Consider the following 18,220-nt stretch of genomic DNA (forward strand, 5'->3'; position numbering starts at 1 on the left):
GTTGTCTCAATAGTATTCAAAGTGAGATGTATTTTCTATCAAAAGCCTTTTACATTGGCTTAAAATCGGCATGTAAAAGGTCTTTTACATAATACAATAACAAAGGCGGAGCATACAAGCCCCGCCAATATAGCACCTCTAAATATTTTTTATTCAGTAATCTTATTAAATTCTACAACCGCCTTAAACAAATCTCCATCGATAGAAAGCTTAAGGGTTCCTCCCATTGCCTCTGTAAGACTTTTGGCAATTGAAAGACCAAGTCCATTTCCATCTGTGTAGCGTGATTTATCACCGCGGACAAATCTTTCCATCAGCTCATCTGCTGAGATGTTCAATTCCCCTTTGGAAGTATTTCTGAAAACAAATCTAAGCTTGTTCTCATCCTGAACCAAATCCACATAAGCTCTAGTATTTGGCTGCGCATACTTCACAATATTACTCATGAGATTGTCAAATACGCGCCATAAGTATCTGCTGTCTGCCTGAAGATAAATGTCCTCAGCTGGCAGGCTTGTTACTACTGTAATTTTGTTAGCCTCAAGTCTGTCAGTAAATTCTCCAATAGACTGATTCAAAAGAGTTACCGCATTTACGTTTTCAATATTGAAACTCACATTTCCAGTAGAAACCTTTGATGCCTCAATCAAATCTTCGATTAGCTTCTTTAATCTCTTTGACTGTCTATCTAAAACTTCAAGATATTCCTGAGCCTTATCATTTTCGATTTTTTCCTTTGAAAGCAAATCTACATAATTGATTATTGAAGTAAGTGGAGTCTTGATGTCGTGAGAAACATTTGTAATGAGCTCTGTCTTCATGCGCTCACTCTTGGTTCTCTCTTCAAGTGCAACAGTAATTCCCGACTGAATATCATTCATTGCCTTAGCATGCTCTTCAAGAAAAAGTGGCATTCCTTTTAAATCAACCTGAGCTGTGGTATCACCTTCTGCGAGAGCTAAGGCTGTGCCCTTGATTCTTGCATAGCTTCTTAAAAAGATATGAAGAATAATTCCAAAAGCTACTTTTTCCAAAAACCACAGGAATAATACATCCTGTGCATCTGTAGCCATAATTCCAAACCATTCAAGGATTACAATGATTACAAATATCGCCCAGATTCTGTAAGTCCACTTTATCGTGGAGCGTATATATTTTGTCTCCTGGTGAAAAACTCCAAGCCACTTTTTTATTATGCCTAATATCTTGCATATCAGACTATTCTTCCATACATGACGAAGCTTAACATTTACCGCAATATTTGAACTCCAAAGGAATCCTATAAGCACAGCAGCAATACCTGTAGCCGCAACAATCATTCCTATTAATCCAAAGGCTGATGAGCCTAAGGCGTCTACAATTGAAACACAAACTCCAAACACAATAGACTCAGCAAATATAAATAACACAATCGCTAAATCAGCTGGAATTTTTTCAATAGGGCCTTCAACAATTCCTTCTACTCCCTTCTTATGTCCTGCTGCACATAAGAACATAATCCAAGAGCCAAATGCAATTGCAAAGGAAAGAATAGCTGCCAATGGAAGAATAACTTTCAAGGTTGGTGCAAGGGCTGCAACCGCCTTGGCCTGTGCATAAAAATCATTTGTGTAAGTGTTTGCTGCAAGCTTTGTCTCATTAGGGAAGCATACCACTGTATAGTAGGTTAAATCTGGATTATCTTCATATATACCAAAGAATGAAATATTATCTATTGAAACCTCATGCTTTAATTGAGTAAGTTCTCCATGGATATCTGATAAGTCAGCAACATTATCAAGACTAAGTTTTCCTGTAGCTCCATCATCAGTGTTTAAGGCTAAAACATAACCCTGAACTGAGTCAGATAAAGGCTTGTAGCCCTTGCCATCTATATAAAGTAGATTAGTATCTTCACCTGATGCGCCACTTTCAATAACAGTTTCTTCTGGCAGATAATCTGTAGTAACTTCTGTTTTTTCTGTATCTTCTGATGATTCAGTCTCCTCAGAATCTTCAACTACATAATAGTTTTCATCATCCTGAACTTCCTCTATTGTAGATGAACTATCATAGTTTACATATTCTCTTCCAGCTTCTAAATCTGCTTTATTATTATCCCAAATTCTAGAATAAATATTATTAGTATTAGGTGTTCCCTCAGGATGTTCACTAGTAACATAGCTACAATAATATTCCTGTATGGGATAGAATCTTCCGTTACCAAAAACATATGCCTTCTGGCCAATTAAATCATATCCAATACCTTCAATGCTAACACTAGTGTACACACTTGCATAATCAGTACCAATGTAATTAGGTGTCCAAAAATCTAAAAGCTTCTCGCTTAATTCAATCTCTGTATCACTATCAATTCCATAGTAATTTTTAAAAGCATTCTTAGGTACTTTTACATCTTTAAAATTTCGATATATGTAGGAGCTATCAGAATTGAGATCTATATCTTTAGTCTCCTTACCAGCGATAACACCATAGTAGCAATTCATTCCTTCAAGTCGACCAGAAGTAAATCCGTTATCTGCATTATAGAGAATCCAGGTTGCATAATCTCTTCCGGCTTCCTTATATAGCTCGTTTTTGAACTCGCTGGTATTGCTTGAAAACAATCCCCAGTTTCCTAAAATACCACATGCAAAAATACTAAACGCAAATATAAACGTAAATACGGTACAGGTTATACCTAAAAATATCTTTCCAGCTCTGCTGTAAAATCTTTTCATACCACCCTCCTAAAATCTCATCATTAGTTACTATTCACAGCAACTCCCCTCCATTCATAATGGAAGTCTTTCAGACTTCTTTCTCGGTGCTAAAGCACCTAACATTATGAATCCATCTTATACCCGTGCCCCCAGACAGCTTTTAGGTATCTAGGGTTTGCACTGTCATATTCCAACTTTTCTCTGAGATGTCTGATATGAACAGCCACAGTGCTTTCTGCACCTATTACTGTTTCCTTCCAGACATTCTCGTAAATATCTCTTGGGGAGAGTACTTCGCCCTTATGTGTCATAAGAAGCTTTAAAATATCATATTCTAATGGAGTAAGTGATACTGGATTTCCATCTAAGGTAACTTCCTTGGATTTATCATTTAATTCAATACCACCTATTGTGATAATATCCGTATTTACGATATTCGTATTTCCGTTCTGAGAACCAAGCATGGTGTATCGTCTAAGCTGAGACTTTACTCGTGCCATAAGCTCCACTGGATTGAAAGGCTTTGTAACATAATCATCTGCACCAACTGTAAGACCGATAACCTTATCAACATCCTCACTCTTTGCTGTAAGCATGATGATTGGCACATTTGATTCCTTTCGAATCTCAGCCATGGCAACTATACCATCCATCTCAGGCATCATCACGTCAAGTAAAATAAGCTGCATAGTTTCGCCTGCTGGACTTCTCATGATTTCAACCGCCTCTCTACCATTTGAGGCTGATGTTACGTTCATCCCTTCACTCTCAAGATAAATTCTAAGAGCAGATACGATATCCTGTTCGTCATCACAAATTAGAATATTATTCATTTTTTCTCCCATGTAACTCCTGTAATTAATTACAAGGTTATTGTATTGAATAAATTTTTAAGTTCCAAGTAGGTAAATCTTTAAGAATTGATTAAGAATCTCTCACACAGGTAAATAAATGCTGGCAAGGTTAAAAGCATGATAATCGTATTTTGCATAATTGTTGTGGCAGCATATTTTACATCTGCATCATACTTGCGCCCTATGATTACATTAAGTGAGCCTGATGGCATTGCTGTCAACAGAACCATTGTCATAGCAAGTGACTTTTCCACATGTAAAAGAACTAAAACCACAAGTGTAATAGCTGGCACCAAAATCATTCTAAAGAAGGATGTAATGTAAGCCACCTTATCTTTTAGTACTTCGTCAGGCTTTATAGTATAAAGCTCCGCACCAATAATCATCATTGAAACTGGAAGCATACATCCGCCTAACACATCTACTGTCTCTGTTAACACTACTGGGAAACGATATGGAATCACATAAAGAATAATTGCAGCGATAGCAATCCATATGATTACATTCTTCATGATAGCGTAGATAGAAATCTTTTCCTTCTCGCTCTGTAAAAGCATTACTCCTATAGAAAAATACACTACGTCGAAAATGCAATTATATACTGCTGCATATAAAAGACCTGAGCCAGCCACAGTTTCTCTAATAATAGACATGCCAATAAAGCCCGTATTGGCAAATGCGATAAGCAAAGCAAACATTCCACTCTTAGTCTTTTCATTAAAGAAAGGGCGACTTCCAAAATAACATAATGAAATAACAATGGCATAGTACACTAACGTAAATACGATAGTATAACCTATTCCTATCATCTGCTTAATAGAAAAATCTGCCTGTGATGATACAAACAAATTGGCTGGAAGAAAGATATATATCAGCATTTCTGATAATCCTCTCTTCACAGCCTCATCCATAATTTTAAAATGCGCAGCAAAAAATCCTGCCGCCATCAAAACAAAAATTTTTAATGTAATTGAAACTAATACACTCATCTTACCTAACTAATTCAGTAATCTCCTCATTTTTTCCAGCGAGGAAATATCCGAGATTCGCCCCACTGATTCTTTGCAGTTTCTCGATAGACTCCTGACTATAGAATGCACTGTGAGGTGTTATGATTACATTTTTTCGGCGAAGCAGACTACATTTGTTTAAATCTGGATTCTCTTCTTCAAGAACGTCTATGCCCGCACCTCTAATCAATCCCCTATTCAGAGCATTTACCAGAGCCTGTTCATCAACACTGCCACCGCGGCCCACATTGATGAATATCGGTCTACGCTTCATTTTAGCAAAAGCATCCTCATTAAAAAAGTGTCTGTTTTCTTCGGTAAGATTCATATGATTAGTAATAATGTCAGCTCTGGAGAAAGCCTCCTTCTTATCTACAAACTCCACTCCAGCCACATCATACTCACTGGCAGCGTATGGATCCACAGCCAAAACCTTCATTCCAAGGGCAATAGCTATTGTTGCCACACGTCTGCCAATTTTCCCAAATCCAAATATTGCCAGAGTCTGACTGCATAAATTGGGATTTCCATCTATGGAATAATACTTCCATTCCTTCTTATCATTTATCTGTCTGTCATAAAATTTTAGATTACGATTCAGGGCGCACATCAGGGCAATGGCATGCTCTGCCACTTCCTGAGTGCAATATTCCTGAATATGACACACTGCAATATCATTTTGTCTGGCACTTTCAAGATTAATATTGGAATAGCCTACGCCACTAACTGAAATACATTTTAAACTTGGGCAAGCAGCAAGTATCTCTTCATCAGTCTCAATAAATCCAGTAACCAGCCCATCTGCGTCCTGCAGTACTTTGATAAAATCATCCTTATCCTTATAGGCATGCACTACAGTATCAACTGGCTCACCAAGTGCCTCTTCGATGCTTTCAATTGTGATGGAATAATCATCTTCCAGTGCGCTTTCATAATCCGCAATTACGATTTTTTTCAAACCTTTACCTCCGCTAAAATCTCCTTGATTGCAATCAGTACAACAGCCATTTCCTGTTCTGTTCCAATGGTGATTCGAAGATATTTATCTAGTTTTTTATCAGCAAAGTGACGAGTGAGAATTCCTTCTTCTTTCAGCTTCTCACAAAGCTGCGATGAAGAAATTGCATCATGATAACAAAATACAAAGTTTGCCTTTGATGGAATTACATGGAATCCCAGCTTCTCCAAATCTGATTTAAACTGCTCTCGATTGGTTACAATTCTGTTAATACATTTATCCAAATAATAGGTATCCTTCACTGCTGCAATTCCAGCTGCCATAGTAACTGAATTAAGATTAAATGGATTAAAGGAAAATTTTATGCTGTTCATATCTGCAATAATCTCTTTTGAAGCAATGGCAAAACCAATATGTGTTCCCGCCATATTTCTAGATTTTGAGAAGGTACGAACAACAACAAGATTTGGATACTTGGTAGCAAGGGGCAAACAGGTCTCCCCCCAGTAATCTGCATACGCCTCATCCACTATTACCATTCTCTCAGGATTCTTCTTAACAAGCTTTTCAATATCCGCTATTGGAATTGCTCGTCCCGTTGGATTATTTGGATTTGCAAAAATAATATCCCCCTCTAAATCCATGTAATCATTTATATCGATTGAAAAATCATTCTTAACTGGAATTTCTTCCATATCAAGTCCATAAGTCTTTGCATAGGTACGATAGAAACCGTATGTAATATCTGGGAAATAAATCTTCATTCCTCTTCTGAAGAAACTCATTAATACAAAGGAAAGAACCTCATCTGCTCCATTTCCAACAAAAACCTCTTCCTCTGTTACTCCATATACAGTTGCCACTGCCTTACGAAACTCATGACAATGTGGATCTGCATAATAGCTCATATTCCAAATTTCACTTTTTGAAATTGCCTCAAATACCTTTGGTGAAGGTGGAAGTGATGTCTCGTTTGCATTTAATTTGATGTACAACTTATCCTTTGGCTGCTCCCCTGGAACATAAGGCTCCATCTCTTTATATTCATCTACTAAAAATATACTCATTACTGTAGCGTCCCTTCATAATTATTTATATTCGTACAAGCGGAAATGTCATACAGTGTGGACCTCCGCCTGCTTTTAAAATTTCGGTAATATCCATCTCTATTACCTTCATGCCTCGCTTTACCAATTCCTCATTAACCTTTTTATTCTGCTTAAGCGAAAGCACAGTATGATTTCCCAGAGCCTGTAAATTGCATCCATGTAAGAAGATTGCTTCCTCTGGAACAGGAATAAGTTCTATTCCTCTTTCAGCAAGCAAATCCTTAAATTCCTCTGGTAATCCATCCACATAAGCCACAGCCAAATGATCATCAACCAAGTTGAAACACATATCTAAATGTAAATATTCTTTCTTTAAAGGAACCCCTGTAACTTCATATCCAAGTGGCTCCAATATAGCCTTCAGCTCCTTCAGCCCCTCTTCATCAGTTCTGTCAGCCATACCTACTGCCACCCATTTTTCACTCATAAACATGAAGTCGCCCCCCTCAAAGAGACCATTCTTCACTTCTCCGATTTTAGGAATCCCCAGCTCTGCCATACGCTTCTCATAATCAACATGTTCCTTGTAGCGCATGTCCAGCTTGAAGTTTCCAAGGATATATCCTTCCTTTACACACCCACCAAAATCTCTTGCAAAAACTGAGTTTGGGCGCTCATCATCCGCGTCTAAAAACTCAACCTCAACCCCAGCATCCTCATAGCTTTTTACAAACTCCTCATGCTCACGAAGCATCACATCCACATCCATAGTGGTATCCTTCCACTTCTTTGCTATCTCATTGATTGGAGCTGGCTTCAGATATTCCGGTCTTGAAACCAAAACCTTTTTTAATTCCCCCGTACCATTTTTAACAAACATTTAAAAATACCTCCGTAGTTTTCATAATCAGCTCTGGTAGTACCCCAAAGCTGTATGGCACCTGCAGTCTTTCTGTGCTTTTATGTGCATCCTTTCCATAGACTCCAAAATTGACTGCCTTAATGTTTAACTTTTTAATCTGCTCCAATGGCAGCGGATACAACTGCTGCATCTGTGGAAAATTCTGCTTAAGTGTCTCTATAGATTCCATTGAATCATCCAGTGATAAGTAACTGCTGTCCGACAGGCTAGGGAAAAATCCATCCATTCTGTATTCAATGTTATTTTCTTCCTCCACTACCTTGAGAATCTTTTCCAACTTTTCTACCGCCTCATCGTTCTTCTCTAAAGTATTATGTGGACAATAAGGTGTGGCATAATACAGCACCACAACTGGATGATATATATTTGCCCTTGCAAGCAAAATTCGTATATACGATACAGGGATTTCTCTTTTATCTACACCTGCCTCCTGAAGCTTCAAAGTCTCTTCTGCAAGTGTTTTATCTATAGATTCATCCTGCATTTTTACCAGCTGATACAAATCCTCATAAGACATAACCGACCAGCTGTTTTCAATCTGCTGAAAATCTTTTCCAGACTTCTCACAAAAGGCTTTGTACTTAATATTCAAATCTGCCGATGCTCTTCTCACTGCCTTTTCTCCTGCAGTCACAAGCTTTTTAGTAATGTCTCTGACATCTGCATTCAGCACAAAATAATTGAAATATACAAGTGCTTCCTTGGCTGTCTGTACGTTATACCAGCCCTTCAAGTCCTTACTTTTTAATAAAGTAGGTGGCAACGCATATTCACCCTCGTAGGAATCCGAATACTCAGAATTCAAATTTAATTCCTTTATTAGCTCAGCCATTACTGTGGTAGGATCATAACCTTCGAAGCACTGTCCTACATGAGTCTCACGTCCCTGAATATAAAAACAAGGTAGAAGCTTTCCACCAACACCTGTATAAATATAATGATGCTTGTCACCTGGATACATTGGACATGTGTAATCATTATTTATAGCAAGCACATAATCTAATCCGTATTCTTCTTTAAGCTTCTCAATTACTTCTATTCCCTCAATGATTCCAGTATGAAGATTCTCCTCAACAGGATTCAGCGATAAAAGAATATTTCCAGATAAATCACTGACATGCTCTGAAAGCTCCTTGAGCAGTACCATAAATACTGCATCTCCGCTTTTCATATCGCAGGCACCACGACCAAACAAATACTCACCAGAATCCAAATCCTTTTTTACTTCCTCAGGCAGTTCAATCTCCTTTAACTGTTCTGCCAATCCATCGCAGTCAAAGGCATAACCAGAAAGCGCCCCATAATCTTCCACCCCGACGGTATCTGTGTGACCGTGGAAAATTATAGTTTTACTATTTTTATCCTTCTGGCCAAGTAACAGTGCAAACACATTTCTTCGTTCCAACTTATCGTTCTTAAGTGTCTGCACAATAACCTGATCGGGATGTTCTTTAAAATATGGTATCGCTCTTAAATAATCTTCAATGAAGAGCCCTATATCCTTTTCTCCCTTTGTTGTATTTACGCTGCTTACAGCCACCATATCTTTTGTCAGCTGCAACATTTCTTCATTTATTTTCAACATTTTCCCAAAATAAAAAGGCACTACATCACCATGAATGTAAAGCGCCTTTGCTTTCTCCTATATTACTTTGTCTAAAAATGTTTTAAGTCTTTCTGACTGTGGATGCTCAAAAATCTGTTCCGGTGTTCCCTGCTCGATTAGCTGGCCTGCATCCATGAAAACTACCTTGTCTGCTACTTCCCTTGCAAAGCCCATCTCATGGGTAACAACTACCATGCTCATTCCCTGGGCAGCCAGCTCCTTCATTACATCCAAAACTTCGCCTACCATTTCTGGATCCAATGCAGATGTAGGTTCATCAAATAGCATAATCTTAGGATTCATGCAAAGTGCTCTGACAATAGCAATACGCTGCTTTTGTCCACCTGAAAGCTGACTTGGATAGGCTGCTGCCCTGTCCGCCAAGCCTACTCTCTCTAAAAGCTCCATTGCATACTCTGTTGCCTCTTCATTTGACTTTCCCAAAAGTCTGGTTGGAGCGATGGTAAGATTTTTCAAAATGTTCATGTTTGGAAACAGATTGAAATGTTGGAATACCATTCCCATTTTTTGACGATGCTTATTTATGTCCGTCTTTGGATCAGTAATCAAAACATCATCTACAAATATGTTTCCCTCTGTTGGAATCTCCAGTAAATTCAGCGAGCGAAGAAGTGTTGATTTTCCTGAACCAGATGGACCAATAATTACAACGACCTCACCCTCATCTACATTAATAGAAATATTATCAAGTGCCTTTATTGCTCCACCCTTGTAATATTTCTTAAGATTTTCCACTCGAATGATTTTATTATCTTTCATTAGCTCGTAACCTCCTTTCAAGCTTTCCAACAAGGTATGTCAATACAAGTACTAAAAGAAGGTAGATGAATGCCACTCCAAAAAGTGGAAGGAACGCCGAAAATGTGCGACCTCTTATTAAGTCTCCAGCCTTTGTTAAATCCGTAATTCCGATATAACCTGCAATTGATGTCTCCTTAATCAATACGATGAACTCGTTGCAAAGAGCAGGCAAAACATTCTTTACCATCTGTGGGATGATTATGTGAAACATAGTCTGAACATAATTAAATCCCAGTGAACGACCTGCCTCAAACTGTCCCTCTGGCACAGCCATGATTCCTGCACGGATGATTTCTGCCACATAGGCTCCCGAGTTAATTCCAAATGCAAAAACAGCTATCTGTACATCATTGTTTGATGTAGCAAATACTATGAAATAGGCAATTAACAGCTGTACTACTGTTGGCGTACCTCTAATTACTGTTAGATATATTTTGCAAATTACATTGCAAACACATAACAGGTAGTATCCTAAATTTTTTCTTTTCTTCAGACTTTCAATGTTCTTATCATAGGTTGAACGAATCGATGCTACCACGGTTCCAAGTGCTATACCGATTAGCACCGCAAACAGTGTAATTTCAAGTGTTACAAATAATCCTTCGATGATTAGCTTATATCGTTCGCTCTCCAAAAAAACAAATTTGAAATCTGAAATAAAATTACTAAGCCACATCATCTTTAGTCCTCAGCCGAAATATATTTACTTACGATTTCATCAATAGTTCCATCGGATTTGAGCTTAGCCAAGGCTGTGTTAATCTTTTCAAGAAGCTCATCATTTCCCTTTGCAACACAGATTGCATATTCCTCCTCAGCATATGCTGATTCAAGCAACTCTAGTCCATCATTTGCTGCTACATAAGCCTTTGCTGGCTCCTTATCGATGATTACACAATCAACCTTTCCTGAAGCCAAAGCCTGAACTGCATCTGGGCCCGCCTTGTATCGAACAATTGCATCATCGCCATAATCGTCTGTAGCATAGATATCACCTGTTGTATCCTGCTGCACACCAATCTTTGTGTCAGCAGAAATATCATCGATTGATTTAATTGGTGAACCAACTGGAACGATTACAGACTGAACTGCTACTGCATATGTTTCAGAAAAGTTTACGCTTTCTTTTCTCTCATCTGTAACTGTCATACCAGCCATTCCCATGTCATATTTACCACTCTCAACACCTGCTATGATTGAACCAAACTCCACATCCTCAATAACAAGCTCAAGATTTAATTCTTCTGCAATCTTTTCTGCTATTTCAACATCAATTCCCTCGTACTCTCCATTCTCCACAAACTCGTATGGTGGGAATGTAGCATTGGTAGCCATGATTAACTCACCTTCATACTCCCCAGCCTTTGCTGAACCTGCTGCCGAACCACAGCCTGTCATCATTGCCATCGTAACCACTAGTGTCATAATCAATGCTACTAATTTTTTTCGTTCCATCATACCATTACCTTCCTTTTCCTTTATTAACGTAAATGCGTTTTTGAATATAAAAAAAGAGGCACATGTCAATCGACATATGCCCCTTTGCACATTCACGCTTTATTTATGTGCAAAATTATATCTATCCTTTATTTTGTTTGTCAACAAGAATGTTTATAACACATTTGTGTATATTTATACTGCGTTAGAAATAGATTTTATTGTTAATTCTTAAAGCAAATAATCCTTTCTTTTTTCATATCATTACACAGCATAAATCCCATTTCTGACACATCGTATATACGAATTATATCCCTGAGCTTTTCATACTTCTCATCAAACTCTTCAAGAATATTTTTACAACCAGCAAGTAAATCCATGTTGAAAACCTTCGTCTTTTCATTTTCAAAAATAGCATTATAAAGAATTCCTGACTCCACCAAATCCTGGAAGAAATGACTGCCATATGAAAGTTCAGGATTGTACCCTGCCTCAGAATTTGCAATCTCGCAGATGGCTTCAAATTCACTGATATCCGCAAAGGATGTTGGCACGCCAAGCTCTGGTGAAGTGGTACCAATGCGCCCCGGCACCATAAGAAGCATCTTCTTGCCGGAATCTCTCATCTTCCAGTTAATAGTGCCTATGGCATTTGCAATGGTGTATTTATCCTTGTAGTCCATGTTGTAGTAATTTACAGGGTCTACATATACAATCATATCCAGCTTCTCCGAACGGGACAGTCCCATTGCCGACTTCTCGCATTCGAACAGTACCTTTTCAGCTCCAATCTCATCAGGCATTTCAAAGTCTCCCGAATCCTCGAAAACCTGTAGTGGTCTGCACTGCAGAATGTTAATTACATAATCTCCATCCTCGGAAAAATTAATGGTAAACTCAGTATCCACAGGGTAGTCGTATTCCTTCTGAATTGTCCCCAAAATATCCTTCATCTGAGCCATAATTTCCTGTTTTTCCACAATACCCTGACAGGATATAAACTGAATATCACGGTTATGTCCCTGCTCCCTGAACAGTCTCTCCACATCAAAGTCATGCTCCAACAAAAGTCGCTGAAGATAATATGGCATAAATGGCTTAATAACATCCAACTCCACCTGCTGCAATTTACCTTCACCTCTGTTTATCAGTTCCAGCTTCTTCTGTGAATATTTATGCTTCTCCCCACTGTCTCTTGCAGTGGTAGCCTTTGGATTATCCAAACTTACAAGTCTTGGATAGGAGCCTTCCGTTCTATCTACTGCAGATGTTCCAAGTCCCATTACAAGACGCAGCATACCTGCCTCAGGATCAAGGCTTTCCATAAATCTGTATGGACTGTAGGAATAGCCAACACCTGCTGCGCAAGGCATATAATATTCCCCATAATAAGAGCCTGAAACTCTCTGAATCAAAAGTGCCATCTGCTCATCACGAGCCTGCAAGCCTCTTCGATTTCTGTAATCCAAAGCAGATTTACTCATGGTGCTGGCATAGACTGTTCTGATGGCATCCTCCAGCTCATTTAATCTCTGATCCATGTCCCCTGCATTTGGACAGAATACAGATTCGTATTTTCCAGCAAAGGCATTTCCAAAGCCATCCTCAAGAATAGAGCTGGATCTGACTATGATAGGATCTTGACCATAGTACTCCAATAACTTAACTAATTCTTCCTCCATATCTCTAGAGAATTTTCCATCTAACAATCTCTGGGCAAATTCATCGGCCAGTGTAAAATATTCTTCTGGCTTTCTCTGACGCACTCTGATATCCCAAAAATGATTTTCCACAATAAAGGTATAGAACACATCAGAGCCTACATAAAAAGAATCATGGGGCTCGAACTTTTCAAATATATCAGACCTGTTATTTTCTATTATCTTTCTTGCCAGAAGCATTCCGCAGGCCTTGCCACCAATCATTCCTGTGCCTATCATCCTCTTTTTCACATGAAGATAATCCTCAGGCTTAAAGTTCTCCTTTATCATGACACGCATCCGCTCATCTCTGGACATCATGATATTGCACATCCTGCTGCACTGCTCAGTGACATCCATGCCATTTTCATTCATGGTTGCAGTCATGTCGAAAAATCTATCCCAGCTGTCTTTGTTATCCCTGTCGGCACTGTTTGTTTCTTTTTCCAAAAGCTGATAAAAATGGCTGGCTCTCACACCGTCAAGCATCGGTGCAAACGTCCCTGCCTCTGGCTCATAAACGTGTGGTAAAAACATTGTTTCTGAATAACGGTTCCACACCTTATCAGGTCTTACAAATACATTGTTCTTATCAGTATAAACATCTAAAAATAGTTGAGTTGTATCACGAATTTTTGCAATAGCTTTAAAAGAATGTTTTCCACGAATCAGCGGGAAGAATGCCACTGTATCCAGTTGGAAAAGATATGGGCAGGTTACCTGAAAGAAATTGCCCATCATAAGGTCTGTGGCCCAGGCAGTCTGCAGCTCAGAAAGGCAGTCAAAAACATAGAAGGCGTCGAAGCCTTCCTTTTCAATTATCTCATGTATATCCACCGTAAAGGTTTCAAAGCGATGTGAAAGCTCCACATTTACAATCTTCAAACCTTCCTGTGGTTCAAACAGCGGTTCATGGCTTGCAAACCTGATATAAATCAGGTTTCTTCCCTCCTTTATAGCCTGCTGTACATAAGGCTTGGCAAACAGCTTGAAATCCTCCAGCTTATCCACGCGCCAAACCACGTTATCCCCCAGTCGAATGTTATCAAACTGTTCATCCATCTGTGGAATTCCCGAACACACTCTGTCAAAGGCTGCCATAGAAACCTCCCTACTCGTGAAGTAATGTCTCCTGTAAATATTGAATCAGCGCGCGAATCATTACTGGATTGGCACGATAATATATTTTTGTATCCACCTTATCTAAGGTTAACAAATCTTGCTCCAGTAAGGCCGATGTATGGTGTGAAATGGTGGCTGTGGTAAGACCAAGCATGCTTGCCAGCTGTGAACCGTATGCAGGCTCATCCACTGTTGCTGTAAGAATCTGTAACTTACTCTTATCAGCTAAAAGCTTCAGCATGGTCATAACCTTATCTTCACTGAGCTGAGCACGTTGCTCCAAAAGATTGCGGAAACTCATTTCCTTGCTAAAAATCACACCAACTACTGCAACATGCTCTGCAGATTCGATTTCATCTCCCTTTAAATAGAAGCCCATATATGCACTCTTCAGGTATGATAAATATATCTCACAATCTCTGTTGTCAGTTGGAATCGACATGTTACCATAGAACTCTTTGAGGATGAAATCAGACAGCGAACGTCCCTGTAATTCTCCCTCCACATAGTCCACTAGTTCCTTGCCAAAAACCATAAGCTTCTTCTCGTACTTCTTCAGAATCTTCTCTGCTCGAAGCATCAAAGCAATCAGCTTCTTAATATGTTCCTTACGATGTAAAAACAACTGCTGTAAACATAACTTACGGGAATCTGATATTTCCATCTGGAAAATGATATCCATCACATCAGTGACAGTATTTTTATCATCATCGCCGTCATCAACTGTGGTCGCTCCATAAGCCTTTACTAAATCATAAAATGCTGCGTTGTACTCCTGGTCTGAAAGTTCATTCAGGTATGTCTCATGCTCTGCTACAGAACGGTCATTATTATAGGTTTTTCCTGCAAGTAAAAGAATATTAGCAAAAGAATCAGCTTTTCCGATATCTTCCTCCATCTCACAATAGAAACGAAGTGTCTGCATATCCTTTGAAAATTCTGCTCGTGCTACATCTTCTATCTCCTGTAGCAGGTCCACCACTTTTTTGGCTTTCTCATCAGGAGTCATTCCGTAACGTGCTGCCAACTGATACATATAGTCAGTAATATATTGTTCCTGATGAGCCGCCATATTTAACAAAGTGACGCTTTCCGAAACATATTGTAATTCTATATGAAATCGATTCATGCTGCCTCCAAAGATTCATTTTTATCCACTGCCTGTGGCTCTTCATCATCCAAACTATGATTAAGAAAGAGTACGCCGCAAAATGCAACTGCAATCAAACCTGCACCTACAAAAATTGTTGGAACACCTACAAAACGAACTGCAATACTAACAATAAATGCTGTCACTGGCACGATAGCTGAGCCAAGTGCATTACCGATGCTGGCTGCTCTTGCCAAATACTCACGGTCAATCATTCGTATTGTCTCTATACCTAAGAACATATTTCCTACACTGATGATAAGGCCAAGCATTGCTGCCAATACAACGATAGTTGACATAGCAAAATATAAATTAGAATAAAGTCCTTTTCCTGCCACCATCAGCAGATAGAATCCAGCGATTCCTGTGCAAATCATTACAAGAACCATTTTAACATTTAATCTATCCTGAATCATTGGGTAAATTACAGAACCTAATAACATTGAAATAGATAATGTAGTTCCAAATACAGATAAGTACCATACATTACCACGGAACAGCTCTGTTACCATAGGTGTCTGTAAACTATTCAAAGGAACGAGAATACCATTTAAGAACAATATCATCATTGTGATAGCTACTAAACGCTTCTTTGATGCACAGTATACGAAGCCACCCTTCAAATCTGCAAAATAACCTGATACGCTAAAGCCGTTAGAATCCTTATGAACATCCTCATGTAACTCTAATGACATAATCAACAGTGCTGATAATACGAAGGTTACCATATCCACATAAATAGCACCGGCACTTCCAATCAGTGCAATAATAGCTGCTGCTACACCTGTTCCTATCAGCTCTACCACACTAGAAGAAGCCTGATTTACTGACATTGCTGTTCCATACTGTTCTCTTGGCACAATCTGTGGAAAAATAGCTGTGCCTGCTGGAATACGGAATGCCTCAGCACTGGAAATGATAAAGCTAAGTACTGCAATAAGTGGTGCGCTTAAGAAACCAAGTAACAAGCCTGTTGCCAAAACGCCAACACATAAAGCACGAATCAAATCAGTTACCACCATAATCATCTTCTTATTATGACGCTCAACCCATGGCCCAGCTAGTGGAGTTAAGAAAATTGTAGGTAATCGATTGATAGCGTAGATGATTGCAGACCAGCTAGCCTCACCAGTTAATTCATAAACAATCCATGATGAAGCAATGGCATCAATAGAATCACCAAAACGATTGATAAGTGATGCAGCTAAATCCTTTCTGAAATTACGATTTGCAAATAATTCTTTGTATGCTACTTTCATGACAACCCTCCAATATTAGATGCTTATCTTATATCTCCTTCGATACATATAAAATATCATTTTGTATGATGGTTGTCAACACTAATATTAGATATTTATCTAACATCCCCAAATATTTACCAAAACACCAATAGCAATACCTATTACTGTATCCAAAAATCTGTTGCAGGCAAATAAATATGGATTTGAATCTCCTATGTGATTAACAACAATACTTAAAAATACTACACAGGAAAAATAAGACGCCTGCTTTTTCTTAATCAATACCGATGTGTAAATAACAAGCACAATCATCCCTGAAATTAGGACCGAACCCACATAGTCATAGCTGATAACTTTAGGCAAAAATATATGCTTTATAACAATATAAAGGAACCCATAAAAGGTTCCTATAAAAGTTCCAATCATCCTCTGCTTGGCATTTTTGATTGTGCTTTCCCTGGTTGCCTGCATGCACCATAGAGCAGACAACTGTGAATAAAAAACAATTCCTGCCCCATTTCTATAATAATCCACTACAAAGCAGAGTAGAACTGCTATAGCAGATTTTATTATTCGCATTCCAATTCTTGGAAACTCTAAGTTTAATTCTTTAAGCTTCTTCAATTCTTCTAGTCCACCAATCCATTTTGAAATCTTGATAAATGTTCAAATGGTAAAATCTGTCGCCCCCTAAATAACCCACAGCCATCATTAATTAAACTGTTATTAACAGCTGTAAACATATTTACATCAAGCTCAGATAAATCTAAATTTTCCAATGATACAACTCTCTCATAGGCCTCATCAAAGAATACACATTCCCCTTCAGGAATCTCTAATCTTCTGTTTTTCTGCTGCTCCTGAGACTCCACATATCTCAGATGATTAGACTCTCCAATTTCAGCACTATCATCCATAGATTTCGTTCTAAGCTGCACCTCAACGTGGCACCTTGCCTGCTCATCAAACAAGGTTAAATGTAAGGATCTATATCCAACATTGGTTGGCTTATGAACATAATCTCTATAGGTATCCCACAAACTTTTATCCAACAATTCCGAGCATTCACGCCCTTCCAAATTTGCCTTAACAACTGTAAAACCCTGGGATTCCAAGAACACAGGCATTTTATTGGCAATTTCATATAAAAGCTTAATCTCTTCCTCTTCTAAATCCTGCCCCTCTTTTAAATGACACTTAGGTAAAGAGATAACAATTCGATAAGCGAGTACATCCCTAAAACAACTTAATTTTTCCTTTATCTCCTGAGTCGCTGGGAAATGATGGTACTTCTGATAGTATTCATATATGAAGTCCACAATGTATCTATTAAACTTTTCTTCCGACCGGATAATAGATTTAATTCTCCCCTTAAAGGTGAATGCCAAATATGGATATGCTACTACCATATATTTATAGAACTCACGAATTCTTTGGGACTGAGAGGTTAAAAATTCGTTGTGCTCTAAAATCTCATATATAGTATCAAGAAATGCGCAGTGCACTAAGTCTACCTGATTATGAGTTGTTAATGCGTTTTCCTCCAAATCATCTATATATTTCTGTAATATCCTAAAAATTGTCTCTCCATCATATAAATAATCATTTAGTTTAATCATGCTGTCTTCCCCAATTGTCTCCTTCTTT

At 38.4% G+C, this 18,220-nt stretch carries 15 protein-coding genes; all 15 read right to left on the reverse strand.

What is annotated here, in order from left to right; translation table 11 throughout:
- Positions 1–149: 149 nt before the first annotated feature.
- The 15 genes from BLP54_RS12955 to BLP54_RS13025 all read right to left on the reverse strand — a co-directional run bounded on the left by BLP54_RS12955 (position 150) and on the right by BLP54_RS13025 (position 18,192).
- On the reverse strand, positions 150–2,720 hold the full coding sequence (locus BLP54_RS12955) for a sensor histidine kinase (RefSeq protein ID WP_090170352.1): 2,571 nt from the start codon (positions 2,718–2,720) through the stop codon (positions 150–152).
- Positions 2,721–2,824: 104 nt separating this feature from the next.
- The gene (locus BLP54_RS12960; RefSeq protein WP_090170399.1) at positions 2,825–3,535 is read right to left on the reverse strand and encodes a response regulator transcription factor; all 711 of its coding nucleotides are present in this window, start codon (positions 3,533–3,535) and stop codon (positions 2,825–2,827) included.
- 80 nt (positions 3,536–3,615) lie between these two features.
- Complete coding sequence (locus BLP54_RS12965; RefSeq protein ID WP_090170354.1) at positions 3,616–4,545, reverse strand: AEC family transporter; 930 nt, start codon at positions 4,543–4,545, stop codon at positions 3,616–3,618.
- 1 nt (position 4,546) lies between these two features.
- Entirely contained in the window at positions 4,547–5,524 is a 978-nt protein-coding gene (locus BLP54_RS12970) for an NAD(P)-dependent oxidoreductase (protein WP_176754559.1), read from the reverse strand.
- Positions 5,521–6,591 (reverse strand): histidinol-phosphate transaminase, encoded by a 1,071-nt coding sequence (gene hisC / locus BLP54_RS12975; RefSeq protein WP_090170357.1) that lies wholly within the window; start codon positions 6,589–6,591, stop codon positions 5,521–5,523. The genes BLP54_RS12970 and hisC overlap by 4 nt, the downstream gene beginning before the upstream one ends.
- A gap of 25 nt (positions 6,592–6,616) precedes the next feature.
- Entirely contained in the window at positions 6,617–7,453 is an 837-nt protein-coding gene (locus BLP54_RS12980; RefSeq protein WP_090170359.1) for a dimethylarginine dimethylaminohydrolase family protein, read from the reverse strand.
- Positions 7,443–9,080 carry a M20/M25/M40 family metallo-hydrolase gene (locus BLP54_RS12985; protein WP_090170401.1) on the reverse strand — a complete coding sequence of 546 codons (1,638 nt, stop codon included), beginning with the start codon at positions 9,078–9,080 and terminating at the stop codon, positions 7,443–7,445. Before BLP54_RS12985 ends, BLP54_RS12980 begins: the two co-directional genes overlap by 11 nt.
- Before the next feature lie 57 nt (positions 9,081–9,137).
- The gene (locus tag BLP54_RS12990; protein ID WP_090170361.1) at positions 9,138–9,881 is read right to left on the reverse strand and encodes an amino acid ABC transporter ATP-binding protein; all 744 of its coding nucleotides are present in this window, start codon (positions 9,879–9,881) and stop codon (positions 9,138–9,140) included.
- Positions 9,871–10,599, reverse strand: coding sequence for an amino acid ABC transporter permease (locus tag BLP54_RS12995; protein WP_090170404.1), 729 nt, complete (start codon positions 10,597–10,599; stop codon positions 9,871–9,873). The genes BLP54_RS12990 and BLP54_RS12995 overlap by 11 nt, the downstream gene beginning before the upstream one ends.
- 5 nt (positions 10,600–10,604) lie before the next feature.
- Complete coding sequence (locus tag BLP54_RS13000; protein WP_330386169.1) at positions 10,605–11,381, reverse strand: transporter substrate-binding domain-containing protein; 777 nt, start codon at positions 11,379–11,381, stop codon at positions 10,605–10,607.
- A gap of 203 nt (positions 11,382–11,584) precedes the next feature.
- Positions 11,585–14,161, reverse strand: coding sequence for a PEP/pyruvate-binding domain-containing protein (locus tag BLP54_RS13005; RefSeq protein WP_090170363.1), 2,577 nt, complete (start codon positions 14,159–14,161; stop codon positions 11,585–11,587).
- A 10-nt stretch (positions 14,162–14,171) separates the two neighbouring features.
- A complete protein-coding gene (locus tag BLP54_RS13010) occupies positions 14,172–15,311 on the reverse strand; it encodes an ArsR/SmtB family transcription factor (RefSeq protein ID WP_090170365.1) in 1,140 nt (379 codons plus the stop codon).
- Positions 15,308–16,591 (reverse strand): MFS transporter, encoded by a 1,284-nt coding sequence (locus tag BLP54_RS13015; protein WP_090170367.1) that lies wholly within the window; start codon positions 16,589–16,591, stop codon positions 15,308–15,310. Before BLP54_RS13015 ends, BLP54_RS13010 begins: the two co-directional genes overlap by 4 nt.
- Before the next feature lie 99 nt (positions 16,592–16,690).
- Positions 16,691–17,197 (reverse strand): FUSC family protein, encoded by a 507-nt coding sequence (locus BLP54_RS13020; protein WP_090170368.1) that lies wholly within the window; start codon positions 17,195–17,197, stop codon positions 16,691–16,693.
- Between the two features lie 5 nt (positions 17,198–17,202).
- The gene (locus tag BLP54_RS13025) at positions 17,203–18,192 is read right to left on the reverse strand and encodes a nucleotidyltransferase family protein (RefSeq protein ID WP_090170372.1); all 990 of its coding nucleotides are present in this window, start codon (positions 18,190–18,192) and stop codon (positions 17,203–17,205) included.
- Between the last annotated feature and the right edge of the window lie 28 nt (positions 18,193–18,220).

This window comes from Pseudobutyrivibrio sp. 49, from assembly GCF_900100545.1.
GTDB lineage: Bacteria > Bacillota > Clostridia > Lachnospirales > Lachnospiraceae > Pseudobutyrivibrio.

Coding starts and splice junctions, on each gene's coding strand:
- BLP54_RS13005 (WP_090170363.1), bottom strand. CDS start 14,161: ATGGCAGCCTTTGACAGAGTGTGTTCGGGAATTCCACAGATGGATGAA.
- BLP54_RS13000 (WP_330386169.1), bottom strand. CDS start 11,381: ATGATGGAACGAAAAAAATTAGTAGCATTGATTATGACACTAGTGGTT.
- BLP54_RS12980 (WP_090170359.1), bottom strand. CDS start 7,453: ATGTTTGTTAAAAATGGTACGGGGGAATTAAAAAAGGTTTTGGTTTCA.
- BLP54_RS12960 (WP_090170399.1), bottom strand. CDS start 3,535: ATGAATAATATTCTAATTTGTGATGACGAACAGGATATCGTATCTGCT.
- BLP54_RS12955 (WP_090170352.1), bottom strand. CDS start 2,720: ATGAAAAGATTTTACAGCAGAGCTGGAAAGATATTTTTAGGTATAACC.
- BLP54_RS13015 (WP_090170367.1), bottom strand. CDS start 16,591: ATGAAAGTAGCATACAAAGAATTATTTGCAAATCGTAATTTCAGAAAG.
- hisC (WP_090170357.1), bottom strand. CDS start 6,591: ATGAGTATATTTTTAGTAGATGAATATAAAGAGATGGAGCCTTATGTT.
- BLP54_RS12995 (WP_090170404.1), bottom strand. CDS start 10,599: ATGTGGCTTAGTAATTTTATTTCAGATTTCAAATTTGTTTTTTTGGAG.
- BLP54_RS13010 (WP_090170365.1), bottom strand. CDS start 15,311: ATGAATCGATTTCATATAGAATTACAATATGTTTCGGAAAGCGTCACT.
- BLP54_RS12965 (WP_090170354.1), bottom strand. CDS start 4,545: ATGAGTGTATTAGTTTCAATTACATTAAAAATTTTTGTTTTGATGGCG.
- BLP54_RS13025 (WP_090170372.1), bottom strand. CDS start 18,192: ATGATTAAACTAAATGATTATTTATATGATGGAGAGACAATTTTTAGG.
- BLP54_RS12990 (WP_090170361.1), bottom strand. CDS start 9,881: ATGAAAGATAATAAAATCATTCGAGTGGAAAATCTTAAGAAATATTAC.
- BLP54_RS12985 (WP_090170401.1), bottom strand. CDS start 9,080: ATGTTGAAAATAAATGAAGAAATGTTGCAGCTGACAAAAGATATGGTG.